The organism is Enterobacter sp. BNK-18 (assembly GCF_047456135.1).
Classification (GTDB): Bacteria; Pseudomonadota; Gammaproteobacteria; order Enterobacterales; family Enterobacteriaceae; genus Enterobacter; species Enterobacter ludwigii.
In genome coordinates this window covers 610246-625453 of the sequence record NZ_CP179899.1, presented here as the reverse complement: position 1 = coordinate 625453, position 15208 = coordinate 610246, and the positions used below count along the sequence as shown (strand labels likewise).

Genomic DNA, 15208 nt, shown 5'->3' with positions numbered 1-15208 from the left:
TCTCCCGCCGGGAGAGGGAAAACAGCTTACGGCTGTAAAGCATTCCCGACGCGTTTATCCTTCAGGAACACCACGATAAGCCCAACCCACAGCACGCCGTTAGCCAGATTAAACAGGCTGAACAGACCGTTGCCGCCAAATGCGTAGGCGTGTTTGCTCACCTCGATACCGACGGTGAAAATCAGCATTTGCAACATGCCCATCGCCGCTGACACCGTACCTTTGCTCATCTCGCTGGCAAACAGCGTCAGGCGCACCAGTCCGGCATTCGCCACACCGATACCGAACGCGTAAACGCTTAATCCTGCGGTCATCCACAGATACGCATGGGACGACACCACTGTCGCGACCGCCGCCAGAACCAGCCCGGCAGCAATGGGCCAGCCGCCCATAATGATCAAGGCACGCACCGTACGGCGGGATGTGAGACGCGCCAGCACCAGGTTACCGATAATCAGCGCGCCAAAAATCGGCACCTGCAGCAGGCCATACTCATAGCTGCTGAGCTGCTCGCCGCTGATGATAATGACCGGCGACTGGGCAATCCACGCCAGCAGAGGCAGGCTAACAAACCCCGTCGCCAGCGCGCCCGCCACAAAGCGGCCGTTCTTCAGCACTTCTTTGTAATCCCGGCCCAGCTCTTTTAGCGACAGTTTCTCACCCAGACGGGTAGCGGTTTCCGGCATCGCGCGGTGCAGGCCAAAGAAAGCGACGGCGGCCAGCACGGCAAACAGCACGAACATCCCTTCCCACGGCGCAACGTGTACCCAGGCAGCGCCCACCAGCGGCCCCAGCAGGGGCGCGATCAGCGCCACGTTCGCCATCAGCGCGGTAATCTTGATACACACCGCTTCCTCAAACGACTCCTGGATGGCGGCATACCCGACAGCACCGATAAAGCAGAGGCTCACCCCCTGCAGGAAGCGCAGCAGGGTAAATTGCTCAATATTTTGCGCCAGCAGCGTGGCGAGGCAGGTCACGATAAACCACACCACGCCCGTCAGCATCACCGGACGACGGCCAATACGATCCGACAGCGGCCCTAACAGCCACTGCAAAAACATGCCGCCAGCCAGATAGGCAGTCATGGAGGTCGGTACCCATTCGATCCCTGCGTTGTACTGTTCGACAACGGCCAGCATGCCGGGCTGGATCATATCGTTGCCGATGTAAGTAGAGAATTCGTAGAGCACCAGACATAAGGGGAAAAGCAACGCCTGACGACCCAGACGTGAACCAGAAGAAGAACGGTTTAACATGCAATCTCTTTATCGTGACAAAATCGCGACGAGTGTAATGAAATGCCCTGGCCCGAGATAGTGATTTATCCAGAAGAAACAGAAATAAAGCACATATCGTCTTTGTTTAAGGTTTCCTTAAGTTGACAGATTTATGATAGCCTCATTTCTCGTCAACGACTCCGGATTATGGCACCCACTTCCAGCCGTTCAGAATTGTCTAACTTACAGACAAATAAGACAAAACGACTTTACCGTCTACCACCCCGCTTTTATGGTTATCAGCTTTTAATACTGATAGCCCTTGCCGTGCTGTTTACCTGGCTATCCCGCGATGAAACGCTCGACAGATGGATCACCGGTTTATGGTATGACGCGGCTGCTCACCGTTTTCCACTGCAGCAAGACCACCTGCTGGACCTGCTGAACCATCGACTGGCGAAGTACATCGCCATCGCCGCAGGTGCTGTTGCGCTCATTTATGGCGCGTTCAGGCGCAATGCGAGACTGGTCACGGCCGCGCTGCTGATGGGGCTTGGCGCGCTGGTGGTTGGCGTACTGAAAAGCATAAGCCATCACAGCTGCCCGTGGGATCTGGTGGAGTATGGCGGTAAGGCCGTTTCTTATCCGCTGTTCAGTGCCGCTCCCGCTGACAGCGGTCCGGGGCGCTGTTTCCCCGGCGGTCATGCCTCCAGCGGCTTTATGGTGATGGGACTGTTCTTTGCCTTCTGGCGCGAGCGTCCGCGTCTTGCCTGGTGCTTCGTCGTGCTGGGCGTCGCTTTAGGTCTGGCGATGGGTTACGGCCAGGTCATGCGCGGGGCGCATTTTTTCTCTCACAACCTGTGGGCTGGGTGGTGGGTCTGGTTTTCTCAGTTGGTGGTCTACGGTCTGGTCTCCACCTGGTTTGCTAAAGAGTGACAACGCTATGTTAGAGAATTTGAATTACCAGCTGTTTTATCTCATCAACGCCACTCCGGCCTCGCCAGAGTGGATGATTGATTTCGCCACCTTCCTGGCAAAAGATCTGATCAGTATCGTGCCGGTGCTGGCGGCGATCCTCTGGCTGTGGGGGCCGAGAAGCCAGGTGAAGGCGCAGCGTCAGCTGGTAATTAAGATGGCGATGGCCCTCGGGATCAGCGTGCTGGTCAGCTACATTCTGGGCCTGACGTTCCCGCACGACCGCCCCTTCGTCGACCACGCGGGGTATACCTTCCTGCACCATGCTCCGGATGACTCGTTCCCAAGCGATCACGGGACGGTTATCTTTACTTTCGCGCTGGCCTTCCTGTTCTGGCATCGTCTGTGGTCGGGTGCGGTGCTGATGGTGGTGGCCGGGGCTATCGCCTGGTCTCGCGTTTATCTCGGCGTCCACTGGCCGATGGATATGGTGGGGGGGTTGCTGGTCGGTCTCATCGGCTGCGTCAGCGCAGCGCTCCTGTGGAATCTCTTCGGTGAAGCGCTCTACCGCGGCCTGTCTTATCTTTATCGCACCCTTTTTGCTATCCCGATCCGCAAAGGCTGGGTACGTGACTAACCCCAGTCTGACAGGTTACACTTGAACCCCCGCCCTGCGGGGGTTCACTTTTTTATCCCGAGGAACTATGGAAACACGTCGCGATGACCGCATTGCTCAGCTGATACAGGCGCTGAAGCGCAGTGATAAGCTTCATCTTAAGGAAGCCGCCAGTCTCCTCGGGGTCTCTGAGATGACCATTCGCCGGGATCTGAACAGCGAGAGCGCGCCTGTCGTGCTGCTGGGCGGGTACATTGTGCTTGAGCCGCGTAGCGCCAGCCATTATCTGATCAGCGACCAAAAGACGCGCCTGGTGGAAGAGAAACGCAAAGCCGCCCGGCTTGCGGCCTCGCTGGTGCAGCCGCATCAGACGCTGTTTTTTGACTGCGGCACCACCACGCCGTGGATAATCGAAGCGATCGACAGCTGCATCCCGTTTACGGCGGTGTGTTACTCGCTGAATACCTTTCTGGCACTGCAGGAGAAACCCGAGTGCCGGGTGATCCTCTGTGGCGGTGAGTTTCACGCCAGCAATGCCATCTTTAAGCCGCTGAATCTGCAGGATACGCTCAGCAACGTATGTCCGGATATCGCGTTTTATTCCGCAGCGGGGGTCACTGTCCGTCAGGGAGCAACCTGCTTTAACCTGGAAGAGTTGCCGGTCAAGCACTGGGCATTAAGCGCCGCGCAGTACCATGTGCTGGTGGTCGATCACTGCAAGTTTGGCAAGGTTCGTCCGGCAAGAATGGGTGAGCTGTCGCGCTTTGACGCCATCGTCAGCGATTGCCGTCCGGATGAAGAGACCGTGGCCTACGCGAAAGCGCAGCAGGTGAAGTTGATGTACTGAGTCAGGTGCAGAGGTCATGCCGGGTGGCGCGATGCCACCCGACAATGGAGGCTTAACTGAACCAGCTGCCAAACCATCCGTGGAATTTCATCATGACGAAGTCCCACATCCGGCTAAAGAAACCGCCCTCTTCTACCGCTTCCATCACAATCAGCGGACGCTGTTCAATCGATTTGCCATTAAGCTGGAAATCAATCGTCCCGACCACCTGGCCTTTTTTCAGCGGCGCGGTGAGCTGGCTGTCGGTCAGGGTGTAGCTGGCTTTCAGGTTTTTCAGCTGGCCACGGGGAATAGTCACCGACCCGCCTTCACCCGCCCCCAGGTTCACTTCACTCTTGTCACCAAACCAGACGCGCTGGCTGATGAACGTGGCATCCGGTTTAATGGGCGTGACGGTTTCATAGAAGCGGAAACCCCAGGTCAGCAATTTTTTCTGATTCATTAAAACGAATACGGTCGGTTTTGGTGCCCAGCACGACCGAGATCAGGCGCATATCGCCCTGAGTTGCGGAAGCGACAAGGTTATAACCCGCGCCGGCCGTGGTGCCGGTCTTCATACCGTCGACGTTGACGTTACTGCTCCATAGCAGACGGTTACGGTTCGGCTGGCGGATTTTGTTGAAGGTAAACTCTTTCTCTTTGTGGATGGCATATTCATCCGGCACGTCGTGGATCAACGCTTTGCCTAACAGCGCCATGTCGCGCGCGGTACTGAACTGACCCGGCGCATCAAGGCCGTGCACGGTTTTAAAGGTGGTATTGGTCAGGCCCAGTTTTTGCGCGTAGCCGTTCATCAGGCCAATAAAGGAGTCCTGGCTGCCCGCAACGTAATCGGCCAGCGCAATACAGGCATCGTTACCGGACTGGATAATGACCCCTTTATTCAAATCAGACACTGACACCTGATCGCCGGGTTTGAGGAACATCACCGATGACCCACGCAGCGCCGGGTTGCCGGTCGCCCAGGCGTCCTTCCCGATGGTGACCATATCGTCAAGCTTGATTTTGCCCGCTTTCAACGCCTGACCCACCACATAGCTGGTCATGATTTTCGTCAGGCTTGCCGGGTCAAGTTTCTCATCCGCATTGCCTTCCGCCAGCACTTTACCACTGGAATAATCCATCAGGATCCAGGCGCGCGCATCCACAGGCGGCGCTTCGGGCGCAGCCTGTTCCGCTGCGTAGAGCGTTGGTACAAACAGGAAAAGGAGCGCAGAGCCTGCCGCCAGGCTGCGCAGAGAAGTCATTTTTCGCGTCATAAATGCCACCCGAGTGTCCATTCAAAAATTACGTCACATCACCGTGTCGCAAGAAGCGATGAGTAATAGCGCACTAAAACGGTTAAAGAAACCTAACCAAGGTAAAGTTATTAAAGTTTATGCAATAACATTCAGATACGCTTTGATTCAGGCGATTTTTTTGTCTTCTGTTGCGTAATTGTTAGGTTTATCTCACCATGGCAAATCGCTGGCGTTGATTCACATCTCAGGTTGTTTGACTATTTCGGGAGTTTCTATGATTACGCTGTGGGGCAGGAACAATTCAACCAACGTTAAGAAAGTCCTCTGGACGCTGGAGGAGCTGGATTTACCGTTTAAGCAGGTGATGGCAGGTTTGCAGTTTGGGGTAAATAAAGATGCCGACTATCTGGCCATGAACCCAAACGGTCTGGTGCCCTTGCTGCGCGACGAAGAGACCGACGTGACGCTGTGGGAGTCCAACACCATCGTGCGTTACCTCGCGGCACAGTATGGTCAGAGCCGCCTGTGGGTGGACAGTCCGGCCCAACGCGCTCAGGGTGAAAAGTGGATGGACTGGGCAAACCAGACGCTCTCCCCCGCACACCGTGTGATCCTGATGGGGCTTGTCAGAACCCCCGAAGCTGACCGCGACTATCCTGCCATTCATGCAGCCCAGGACACCTGTGAAAACCTGTTTGCGATGATGGACGACGAACTGGCGAAGCATCCGTGGTTCTCAGGCGAACGCTTCGGCGTAGGCGATATTGCCGTTGCGCCCTTCATCTGGAACCTGACCAACATTGACGTTACCTGGACGCCGCGCCCGCACCTTGAGCGCTGGCTGAAGCAACTGAGCGAGCGCCCGGCATACCGTCACGTGGTGATGATTCCGGTGACCTGATTACGATCCGGACGGGCTGACTTTCAACAGTTGCCCGTCCGTCTCATCGGTCAGGACATACAGATACCCATCCGGCCCCACCCGCACATCGCGAATGCGCTGGCCTCTGTCTCCTAAAATTCGCCCCTTCTCGGTAACCGTGTTGCCCTCCACGCTCAGCACGATAACGTCTTTCTCCTTCAGCGCCCCGACAAACAGCGTGTTTTTCCACTGCGGGAATACGTCACTGTTGTAAAACGCCATCCCGCTCACGGCGGGGGACACTTTCCAGACAAACAGCGGCTTTTCCGTTCCCTCGACGTGCTCGCCCTGGGCTTCCGGGATCTTCAGGCCGCTGTAGTTGATACCGTGCGTCGCCAGCGGCCAGCCGTAGTTTTTGCCTTTCTCCGGGATATTGATTTCATCCCCGCCGCGCGGGCCGTGCTCGTTAAGCCATAGCGTGTCGCTCCAGGGGTTCATCGCCATCCCCTGCGGGTTACGAATGCCGTAAGACCAGATTTCGGGCCGTGCGCCGGGAGTGTTCACAAACGGATTATCGGCAGGCACTTTGCCGTCCTCCGTCAGGCGCACAACTTTGCCCTGCAGTTTATCCAGATCCTGCGCCGTCGGACGCTGGTTGTTCTCACCCAGACCAATAAACAGATGGCCTTTGCCGTCGAAGACCAGTCGACCACCGAAATGGTTACCGGTGGACAGTTTCGGCATCTGACGGAAGACCACCTGGAAACCTTCAATTCGGGAGAGATCATCGCTTAAGCGGCCATAGCCAACCGCCGTTCCCGCTTTGCCGTCATTCCCCGCCTCGGCATAGCTCAGCCAGACGCGGCGCGATTTTTCAAAATCCGGGGCGAGTGCCACGTCCAGCAATCCGCCCTGGCCGTTTGCCCAGACCTTGGGTACGCCGACGATCGGGTCGGAAAGCCCTTTTCCGGCCTGCCAGTGCTTTAACTGGCCTCCCTTAAGGGTCACCAGCAGCCCTTTATTGTCCGGCAGGAACGCCATCGACCAGGGATGATCGAGCCGGTTTTGCATAACGTCGACTTTTACCGCGTCAGGGGCGGCGAGGAGAGAAATCGGGAAAAATAACGCAGGCAGGAAAATCAGCGAAGATCGATGCATAACGCGCTCCTTTATCGGTTTATGGCATAAAGGGTAGCCACTGGGTCCGGGCACGTTATCACTTTTACAAAAGCTTAATCAGAAGGGGGAGTTGCCTCCCCCGGTGTCAGTGTTGTTCAAGCGTCTCGTGCTTGTTCAGACACATGATGCATAGAGAGAGCGTGGTCAGGCAGTTTTCAAGCTTCTCCGCGTTAACAGCGATAAAATTCGGGCAGTCGTGGCGTCCATTCATCAAACATACCCCTGCAATGGAGAGCACCTCGGCGGCGCGGCGCAGCGCAACGAGTTCGCTTTCGGCGTATTCCGCTTTCAGGACGGGTGCTTTTTCACGCATGAAGTTGCAAAGTTCAAAGAGATTATCACGCAGATGTTCGCTTTCGCTGACTGACATATACCCTTTTGCCTTCCTCAACTGCAGGTACGCGGCAAGGTCGATTCGGGCATTGATCAGCTTGTTAAGCAGATCGCGTTTCAGTCTGTCAACGGACATGCTCTTTCCTCCTCTGTCAGCCATTGTGCACATTCAGAATAAGGTTATTTTTTGTACAGTTTAATGCCTGAGATCAATAATTCTTAACTGATTAACATTATTTACAATGTTACAACCTTCTCGCCGGTCATCCGCCTCGCAAAGAGTGTATAAATCCCCCGCGGAACGCTGTAAAATCCCGCCCTGATAACTCCATAATTGATGAATTTTTAACCTATGAGCAATGTTACGCACCAGCCTAAAATCGGCTTCGTCTCCCTGGGCTGCCCAAAAAACCTGGTGGATTCTGAACGCATCCTGACCGAACTGCGCACCGAGGGCTATGACGTGGTGCCAAGCTACGACAACGCCGACATGGTGATCGTTAACACCTGCGGGTTTATCGACAGCGCGGTTCAGGAGTCACTGGAAGCCATCGGCGAAGCCCTGACGGAAAACGGCAAAGTGATTGTGACCGGCTGTCTGGGCGCGAAAGTGGACCAGATCCGCGAAGTGCACCCGAAAGTGCTGGAGATCACCGGCCCGCACAGCTACGAGCAGGTACTGGAGCATGTTCATCACTATGTCCCTAAACCTAAGCACAATCCGTTCCTGAGCCTGGTGCCAGAACAGGGCGTGAAGCTGACCCCGCGTCACTATGCGTACCTGAAAATTTCCGAAGGCTGCAACCATCGCTGCACCTTCTGCATTATCCCGTCCATGCGTGGCGATTTGGTCAGCCGTCCGATTGGTGAAGTGCTGGCAGAAGCCAAACGTCTGGCAGACGCAGGCGTTAAAGAGCTGCTGGTCATTTCCCAGGATACCTCGGCTTATGGCGTCGACGTGAAGCATCGCTCTGGTTTCCACAACGGCGAGCCGGTGAAAACCAGCATGGTTGGCCTGTGCGAACAGCTTGCCAAACTGGGTATCTGGACACGTCTGCATTACGTCTACCCGTATCCGCACGTTGACGATGTCATCCCGCTGATGGCAGAAGGGAAAATTCTTCCGTATCTGGATATCCCGCTGCAACACGCCAGCCCGCGTATTCTGAAGCTGATGAAGCGTCCTGGCTCCGTCGATCGCCAGCTGGCACGCATCAAACAGTGGCGTGAAATCTGCCCGGACCTGACCCTGCGTTCCACCTTCATTGTGGGCTTCCCGGGCGAAACCGAAGAAGATTTCCAGATGCTGCTCGACTTCCTGAAAGAAGCACGTCTGGACCGCGTAGGCTGCTTCAAATACAGCCCGGTCGAAGGCGCGACCGCCAACGAACTGGCGGATCAGGTTCCGGAAGAGGTGAAAGAAGAGCGCTGGAACCGCTTCATGCAGCTGCAACAGCAGATCTCTGCTGAACGTCTGCAGGAAAAAGTGGGCCGCGAAATTCTGGTCATCATCGATGAAGTGGACGAAGAAGGCGCGATTGGCCGCAGCATGGCGGACGCCCCTGAAATCGACGGCGCGGTCTACCTGAACGGCGAAACCAGCGTTAAGCCGGGCGATATTGTCCGCGTGAAAGTTGAAAACGCCGACGAGTATGATTTGTGGGGAAGCCGGGTTTAACGGCGTTTTACCCTTCCCTTCACCCTCTCCCGCCGGGAGAGGGTTTCCATCCTACCCCTTAATCCTCGGATCCAGCGCGTCGCGTAACCCATCGCCCAACAGGTTAAACGCCAGCACGGTCAGGAAAATGGCCAGGCTCGGGAAGATGGCCACGTGCGGTGCAATGACCATGTCCGCTCTTGCTTCATTCAGCATCGCGCCCCACTCCGGTGTAGGCGGTTGCGCACCCAGCCCCAGAAACGACAGGCTGGCCGCCGAGATAATCGACACGCCGATACGCATGGTAAAATAGACCACGATAGACGATACCGTTCCCGGCAGAATATGGCTGAGCAGGATAGTGGCATCGCTGGCCCCCATGCTGCGCGCAGACTCAATAAAGGTTTGCTGTTTGAGCACCAGCGTGTTGCCTCGTACCAGACGCGCAAACGCCGGTATTGAGAAGACCGCAACCGCAATAATGACGTTAGCCATACCGCTGCCCATTATCGCCACTACCGCAATCGCCAGCAGAATGCCCGGGAAGGCAAACAACACGTCGCAGATACGCATGATGATGCGGTCCCACCAGCCTTCGTAATATCCGGCGACCAGACCCAGCACGGTGCCGATTGCCGCGCCAATCAGTACCGCAAAAACCCCGGCGGCGAGAGAGATCTGCGCCCCCACCAGCACGCGGCTGAAGATGTCGCGCCCAAGCGAGTCCACGCCGAACCAGTGCAGCATCGACGGTCCATCATTGAGACGGTCGTAATCAAAATAGTTTTCCGCATCAAACGGTGCTACCCACGGCGCAATGACCGCCACCACAATCAGCAGCAGGACAAACAGCCCCGCCGTCATGGCGACCGGCTGACGGCGAAAACGCCGCCAGAATTCAGACCACGGCGTGCGGATATGGTCCGGCTTTAGCCCCGGCATAGCGTTTAACATGGCCTGACGACGCCAGTTCAACAATCGCATTTTACTTATACCTGATGGCCGGGTTAATGGCGGCGTAGAGCACATCCACCACTAAGTTGATAAGAATAAATTCCAGTGAGAAAAGCAGGACTTCGGCCTGAATAACCGGGTAATCACGCATTTCGACTGAATCCACCAAAAGACGTCCCAGCCCCGGCCAGTTAAAGACCTTCTCCACCACAATCGAGCCGCCCAGCAGGAAACCAAACTGGAGCCCCATCATCGTCACCACCGGGATCATCGCGTTACGAAAGCCGTGTTTGAGGATGACCCATTTCTCGCTGACCCCTTTCGCCCGGGCGGTGCGAATATAATCTTCGCTCAGCACGTCAACGAACGAGGCGCGGGTAAAGCGGGCCATCACGGCCGCAACGGCAGCACCCAGCGTCATCGAGGGCAGAATGTAGTGTTTCCAGGTGTCGGCCCCGACCGTCGGCAGCCAGCCCAGCTCCACGGAGAATATCTGCATCAGCAGCATCCCCAGTGCAAATGCCGGGAAGGAAATGCCCGTGACAGCCAGAGCCATACCGAGCTTATCCGGCCAGCGGTTGCGCCAGACGGCAGCGACAATTCCTGCGCCAAGACCAAACAGCACCGCCCAGCTCATGCTGGCAATGGTTAACCAGAACGTGGGCATAAAGCGGCTGGCAATCTCTTCCGACACCGGACGACGTGACACCATAGAGATGCCAAAGTCACCCTGCAGAACGTTGCCAATATAGTGGAGAAACTGCATATACAAAGGCTGGTCGAGGCCCAGTTGTTTTCGCACCAGCGCGATAACCGTTGCATCCGCATCTGACCCTGCAACCAGACGTGCCGGATCGCCCGGCAGCATATGAACAAACAAAAACACCAGCACCGCCACAATCAGCAGCGTCGGGATAAGCCCCAACAGGCGTTTACAAACATAATTCAGCATGCCTTTCCCTCTCATCCCACAGGCAGTGGCCTGCGGGCATGAGTATTATTTTAAATCTGCTTCATCAAAGCTAAAGCCCGTATCCGGCATGATGTAGAACCCGGTCAGCGCTTTGTTATGCGCGGAAACCAGTTTTTCCACCACCAGCGGTACCCACGGTGACTCTTTCCAGATGATATCCTGCGCCTCTTTATACAGGCGCGCTTTCTCTTCCGGTTTGGTCGTTTTCAGGGCATCCGCCAGGTCTTTATCCACCTTCGGGTTGCTGTAGAAGGCCGTATTGAACAGGGTCGGCGGCCAGTTCTGTGAGGCGAACAGCGGCGACAGCGCCCAGTCCGCTTCACCGGTAGAGGCCGACCAGCCGGTGTAGAACATCCGTACGCCGCTCTCTTTCTGCCCTTTCCCTTCCACTTCAGCCGCACGCTGACCGGCATCCATCGCGGTGACCTGAGCCTTGATACCTACCTGCGCCAGCTGCTGCTGGGTAAATTGCAGCACCTTCTGAGCGGTACTGTGATTATGCGACGACCAGAGCGTGGTGCTAAAGCCGTTCGGGAAGCCCGCCTCTTTTAACAGCTCACGCGCTTTGGCCGGATCGTAAGGCCATGGTTGATAGTTTTGCGAATAGGCGATCGCCGGAGGCAGCACGCCGGTAGCCGGCGTGGCATAGCCAGCAAAGGCGACTTTTACCAGCGCCTGGCGGTTAATGGCGTAGTTGATGGCCTCACGCACTTTTGGGTTATCAAACGGCTTTTGCGTCACGTTCATGCTGATATAGCGCTGCATAATGGACGGGCTGGCGACCAGCTCCAGCTTGCTGTTTTTCTGCAGAATGGCGGCTTGCTCATAGGGGATCGGGAACGCGAACTGCGCCTCGCCGGTCTGCAGCATCGCCGCGCGGGTGTTGTTGTCCACCACCGGACGCCAGGTAATGGTGTCCAGCTTCGGCAGACCCGGCTGCCAGTAACCCGCAAACTTCTTAACCTTCACAAAGTCGGTCTGGTTCCAGGTGAGCAGCTCGTAGGGGCCGGTCCCCACCGGATGGAACCCGATCTCTTTGCCGTATTTTTTCAGCGCGGCAGGCGAAATCATCGCCGTGGCAGGATGCGCCAGAATATTGATAAACGCCGAGAACGGCTCTTTCAGGGTGATCTTCACCGTCGTCGGGTCGACCACCTCGGTGCTGGCGATGTTTTTATACAGGTTGTAGCGCTTGAGGCTATTTTCCGGGTTGCTGGCGCGATCGAGGTTTATCTTCACCGCCTCCGCGTTGAAATCTGTACCGTCCTGGAACTTCACGCCGGTTCTGAGCTTAAGGGTATACACCAGCCCGTCGCTGGAAACGGTATACCCTTCCGCCAGCACATTTTTAAGTTTCATCTCGCTATCCAGGCCAAACAGCCCCTGATAGAACGATTTCGCCACCGCCTGGGAGAGCGTGTCGTTGGCATCATACGGATCCAGCGTGGTGAAATTGGAACCGACGGCGACCACCACATCTTTGGCAGCGAACGCCGGCGCGGCGGCCAGGGCTGCCGTCACGCTCGCGGCGAGTAACCATCTGCGCGCTACAAATTTAACCATTGTGTTCTCCTGCCTGTTTTAAGTTATAACCGCGAGAATGCATTGTCCTGACGCGGAGGGGCCACAAAATGCCCCGGGCCAACCTCGCGCAGCGCCACGCGCTCCACCGCATCGCCCCGTTTACGAATATTGCTCGGCATTTCGTCCTGCAGCAGCACACGCTGGCCGTGGCGATGCTCAGGGTCGGCAACCGGCACTGCGGCGATAAGCTTGCGTGTGTAAGGGTGCTGTGGATTTTCAAATACCGCCCTGCGCGGTCCTATCTCCACAATTTGTCCCATAAACATCACCGCGACACGGTGGCTGATACGCTCAACCACCGCCATGTCGTGGGAGATAAAGAGGAAGGCAATCCCCATATCCCGCTGCAGGTCGAGCAGTAAATTAATGATTTGCGCCCGGATAGAGACATCCAGCGCCGAGACGGATTCATCTGCAATCACCACTTTCGGGTTAAGTGCCAGCGCGCGGGCAATGCAAATACGCTGCCGCTGACCGCCCGAAAACTCGTGCGGATAACGCCAGGCATGTTCCGGCTTCAGCCCCACGCGTTCAAGCAGCCAGGCCACCCGACGCTGCGCGGCTTCACCATCGAGCAGGTTATGCACCCGCAGCGGCTCCATAAGCGAATACCCCACCGTGTGGCGCGGGTCGAGGGAGGCATACGGATCCTGGAAAATAAACTGGATATCTCGTCTTACCGCCTGCAGTTTGCTGTCCGGAAGGGTATCAATGCGTTCCCCGTTAAAGGTTATGCTGCCCTCCTGGGACTCCACCAGCCTGAGCAGCGCCCGCCCGGTGGTGGATTTGCCGCAGCCTGACTCTCCCACCAGCGCCAGCGTTTCGCCTGGCCATAAATCAAAACTGACGTTTTCAACCGCATGCACCTCGCGCTTCACGCGGTTAAACATTCCGCTGCGCAGGGGAAAACGGGTCACCAGATCGCGCACTTCCAGAATCGGCTTTCCGGGTACCACGGTATCCTGCTCGATTTCATCTTCCTGCTGGCCTGCCGCTTCGAGAGAAATCAACGGGAACCGGCGCGGTAAATCGCTGCCGTTCATCGCCCCCAACCGCGGAACCGCCGCCAGCAGCGCTTTGGTGTAAGGATGAACCGGCGCATGGAAAATTTGCTCAACCGTGCCGGTTTCCACGGCGTTGCCCTTATGCATGACCAGCACGCGATCGGCAATATCGGCGACCACGCCCATATCGTGGGTGATGAAAATCACCCCCATCTCCATCTCCTGCTGCAGCACTTTGATAAGCTGCAGAATTTGCGCCTGAATAGTCACATCCAGTGCCGTCGTGGGTTCGTCGGCAATCAGCACCGCGGGACGGCAGGAGAGCGCCATCGCAATCATGACGCGTTGACGCATACCGCCGGAAAGCTGATGCGGGTAGCGTCCCAGAATGGCCTGCGCTTCCGGTATGCGTACCAGGTCGAGCATGCGTTTCGCTTCACGAAGCGCCTCATCACCGCTCAACCCCTGATGCAGGCGGATGGACTCGGCAATCTGTTCCCCGACCGGAAAGACCGGGTTCAGCGAGGTCATCGGCTCCTGGAAGATCATCGCAATATCGGCCCCGCGCACGCTCTGCATCTGTGAGGCGCTCAGCTCATTTAAATCAATGACCTGGTGGTTACGCCGGCGCAGCAGCATTTTTTCGCAGCTGACCTGTCCGCCGGTCTGTTCCAGCAGACGCATCAACGCCAGTGCGGTGACCGATTTCCCTGAACCGGACTCGCCCACAATCGCCAGCGTTTCGCCGCGGTTGAGCGAGAACGATAAATTCTGTACTGCGGGGATGAACTGCCGCTCTTCCTGAAACGCAATATTCAGTTGATGGACAGCCAGCACTTCACGGTTGTCCAGCTCTTCACTGTGCGGCACGCTTTGCCCCCTTATTCACGATAGATCCCCGTACTGGGTTCATCACCGGCATAACCCCACGCGCGGTACATACCTTCGCTGTTAAACGGCAATGCCACGTTGCCCTCACGATCCACCGCAATTAACCCACCGACACCCCCCAGTGCGGGCAGTTTCTCCATCACCACGCGTTCACAGGCTTCGGCCAGGCTTAACCCGCCGTAATCCATCAGCGCGGTGATGTCATACGCCGCGAGGGCGCGAATAAACACTTCACCGGTTCCGGTGCACGACACTGCCGCCGTGGCGTTATTGGCATAGCACCCTGCCCCCGGTAATGGACTGTCACCTACCCGGCCCGGCAGTTTGTTGGTCATACCGCCGGTCGACGTGGCCGCAGCCAGATTCCCGTCTTTATCAAGAGCCACCGCCCCTACCGTGCCCATTTTGCTGCGCTCATCGAGCGGCGCGGTATGGTCAAGCTGCGCCATGTTTGCAGAGCGCGCCTCAAGCAGCTGTTGATAACGCTCCGGTGTTGAAAACAGATCGGGAGAAACTGGCGTCATGCCATGTTCCGCGGCAAACGTCTCTGCCCCGGCCCCGGTCAGAAGAACATGCGGGCTCGCCTCCATCACCAGACGCGCGGCCAGCACCGGATTACGCAGATGACTCACCCCCGCGACGGCGCCCGCTTTAAGGGTGACACCGTCCATGACGCAGGCATCCAGCTCGTGCGTTTCATCGCGGGTAAAGACCGAACCAATGCCCGCGTTAAACAACGGGCACTCTTCCAGAAGACGTACCGCTTCGGTAACCACATCCAGCGCGCTCTCGCCCGCCTCCAGCATCCGCTGGCCCGTTTCCACAATGGCATACAGCGCATCAATATAACGTTTTTCCTGCTCGGGACTGAGCAGGGCACGGGTGATTGCCCCGGCGCCACCATGAATTGCGATTACCGCATTAACCATTCC

General features: G+C 56.8%; 13 protein-coding genes and 1 pseudogene. 5 read left to right on the top strand and 9 right to left on the bottom strand.

Translation table 11 applies throughout. The features are described 5' to 3' along the window. Nucleotides 1-26 precede the first annotated feature (26 nt). Complete coding sequence (locus ACMGG3_RS03005) at nt 27-1259, bottom strand: MFS transporter (RefSeq protein WP_014169295.1); 1233 nt, start codon at nt 1257-1259, stop codon at nt 27-29. Nucleotides 1260-1427: 168 nt separating this feature from the next. On the opposite strand from ACMGG3_RS03005, the gene ACMGG3_RS03000 reads away from it, so the two are divergent. The 3 genes from ACMGG3_RS03000 to deoR all read left to right on the top strand — a co-directional run bounded on the left by ACMGG3_RS03000 (nt 1428) and on the right by deoR (nt 3598). Further along, the gene (locus tag ACMGG3_RS03000) at nt 1428-2156 is read left to right on the top strand and encodes a phosphatase PAP2 family protein (protein WP_068794438.1); all 729 of its coding nucleotides are present in this window, start codon (nt 1428-1430) and stop codon (nt 2154-2156) included. 7 nt (nt 2157-2163) lie between these two features. Continuing rightward, complete coding sequence (ybjG, locus tag ACMGG3_RS02995; protein WP_041162514.1) at nt 2164-2772, top strand: undecaprenyl-diphosphate phosphatase; 609 nt, start codon at nt 2164-2166, stop codon at nt 2770-2772. A gap of 67 nt (nt 2773-2839) precedes the next feature. Next, nucleotides 2840-3598, top strand: a complete 759-nt coding sequence (gene deoR, locus ACMGG3_RS02990) for a DNA-binding transcriptional repressor DeoR (protein WP_414149565.1) — start codon at nt 2840-2842, stop codon at nt 3596-3598. Between the two features lie 52 nt (nt 3599-3650). On the opposite strand, the pseudogene dacC reads toward deoR, so the two are convergent. Next, nucleotides 3651-4857: pseudogene (gene dacC / locus ACMGG3_RS02985) on the bottom strand (serine-type D-Ala-D-Ala carboxypeptidase). 256 nt (nt 4858-5113) lie between these two features. Here dacC and ACMGG3_RS02980 point away from each other — a divergent pair. Beyond that, nucleotides 5114-5740: a glutathione S-transferase family protein gene (locus tag ACMGG3_RS02980; RefSeq protein ID WP_032681369.1), complete on the top strand. Its 627-nt coding sequence runs from the start codon at nt 5114-5116 to the stop codon at nt 5738-5740. Here ACMGG3_RS02980 and ACMGG3_RS02975 read toward each other — a convergent pair whose 3' ends face one another. Then, nucleotides 5741-6859, bottom strand: coding sequence for a PQQ-dependent sugar dehydrogenase (locus tag ACMGG3_RS02975; RefSeq protein WP_414149564.1), 1119 nt, complete (start codon nt 6857-6859; stop codon nt 5741-5743). A 106-nt stretch (nt 6860-6965) separates the two neighbouring features. Beyond that, nucleotides 6966-7349, bottom strand: coding sequence for a biofilm formation regulator BssR (gene bssR / locus ACMGG3_RS02970; RefSeq protein WP_020884887.1), 384 nt, complete (start codon nt 7347-7349; stop codon nt 6966-6968). A 216-nt stretch (nt 7350-7565) separates the two neighbouring features. Here bssR and rimO point away from each other — a divergent pair, with 216 nt between their 5' ends. After that, nucleotides 7566-8891, top strand: coding sequence for a 30S ribosomal protein S12 methylthiotransferase RimO (gene rimO / locus ACMGG3_RS02965; RefSeq protein WP_014169287.1), 1326 nt, complete (start codon nt 7566-7568; stop codon nt 8889-8891). Between the two features lie 51 nt (nt 8892-8942). Here the strand turns inward: rimO and gsiD are convergent, their stop codons facing one another. Genes gsiD through iaaA form a run of 5 tightly spaced genes read right to left on the bottom strand, consistent with a single transcriptional unit; the run spans nt 8943 to nt 15205 of the window. Continuing rightward, nucleotides 8943-9854 (bottom strand): glutathione ABC transporter permease GsiD, encoded by a 912-nt coding sequence (gene gsiD, locus ACMGG3_RS02960; RefSeq protein WP_394246324.1) that lies wholly within the window; start codon nt 9852-9854, stop codon nt 8943-8945. Between the two features lies 1 nt (nt 9855). Further along, nucleotides 9856-10776 (bottom strand): glutathione ABC transporter permease GsiC, encoded by a 921-nt coding sequence (gene gsiC / locus ACMGG3_RS02955; RefSeq protein WP_073395810.1) that lies wholly within the window; start codon nt 10774-10776, stop codon nt 9856-9858. Between the two features lie 45 nt (nt 10777-10821). Next, a complete protein-coding gene (gene gsiB / locus ACMGG3_RS02950; RefSeq protein WP_014169284.1) occupies nt 10822-12360 on the bottom strand; it encodes a glutathione ABC transporter substrate-binding protein GsiB in 1539 nt (512 codons plus the stop codon). 23 nt (nt 12361-12383) lie between these two features. Continuing rightward, a complete protein-coding gene (gsiA, locus tag ACMGG3_RS02945) occupies nt 12384-14255 on the bottom strand; it encodes a glutathione ABC transporter ATP-binding protein GsiA (RefSeq protein ID WP_394246326.1) in 1872 nt (623 codons plus the stop codon). A gap of 11 nt (nt 14256-14266) precedes the next feature. Then, on the bottom strand, nt 14267-15205 hold the full coding sequence (gene iaaA / locus ACMGG3_RS02940) for a beta-aspartyl-peptidase (RefSeq protein WP_394246328.1): 939 nt from the start codon (nt 15203-15205) through the stop codon (nt 14267-14269). Nucleotides 15206-15208: the final 3 nt, after the last annotated feature.

What these genes read in the sequence shown, in the direction of transcription:
- iaaA (WP_394246328.1), bottom strand. Translation starts at nt 15,205, where the DNA reads ATGGTTAATGCGGTAATCGCAATTCATGGTGGCGCCGGGGCAATCACC.
- ACMGG3_RS02975 (WP_414149564.1), bottom strand. Translation starts at nt 6,859, where the DNA reads ATGCATCGATCTTCGCTGATTTTCCTGCCTGCGTTATTTTTCCCGATT.
- gsiB (WP_014169284.1), bottom strand. Translation starts at nt 12,360, where the DNA reads ATGGTTAAATTTGTAGCGCGCAGATGGTTACTCGCCGCGAGCGTGACG.
- deoR (WP_414149565.1), top strand. Translation starts at nt 2,840, where the DNA reads ATGGAAACACGTCGCGATGACCGCATTGCTCAGCTGATACAGGCGCTG.
- ybjG (WP_041162514.1), top strand. Translation starts at nt 2,164, where the DNA reads ATGTTAGAGAATTTGAATTACCAGCTGTTTTATCTCATCAACGCCACT.
- ACMGG3_RS03000 (WP_068794438.1), top strand. Translation starts at nt 1,428, where the DNA reads ATGGCACCCACTTCCAGCCGTTCAGAATTGTCTAACTTACAGACAAAT.
- gsiD (WP_394246324.1), bottom strand. Translation starts at nt 9,854, where the DNA reads ATGCGATTGTTGAACTGGCGTCGTCAGGCCATGTTAAACGCTATGCCG.
- gsiC (WP_073395810.1), bottom strand. Translation starts at nt 10,776, where the DNA reads ATGCTGAATTATGTTTGTAAACGCCTGTTGGGGCTTATCCCGACGCTG.
- rimO (WP_014169287.1), top strand. Translation starts at nt 7,566, where the DNA reads ATGAGCAATGTTACGCACCAGCCTAAAATCGGCTTCGTCTCCCTGGGC.
- ACMGG3_RS02980 (WP_032681369.1), top strand. Translation starts at nt 5,114, where the DNA reads ATGATTACGCTGTGGGGCAGGAACAATTCAACCAACGTTAAGAAAGTC.
- ACMGG3_RS03005 (WP_014169295.1), bottom strand. Translation starts at nt 1,259, where the DNA reads ATGTTAAACCGTTCTTCTTCTGGTTCACGTCTGGGTCGTCAGGCGTTG.
- bssR (WP_020884887.1), bottom strand. Translation starts at nt 7,349, where the DNA reads ATGTCCGTTGACAGACTGAAACGCGATCTGCTTAACAAGCTGATCAAT.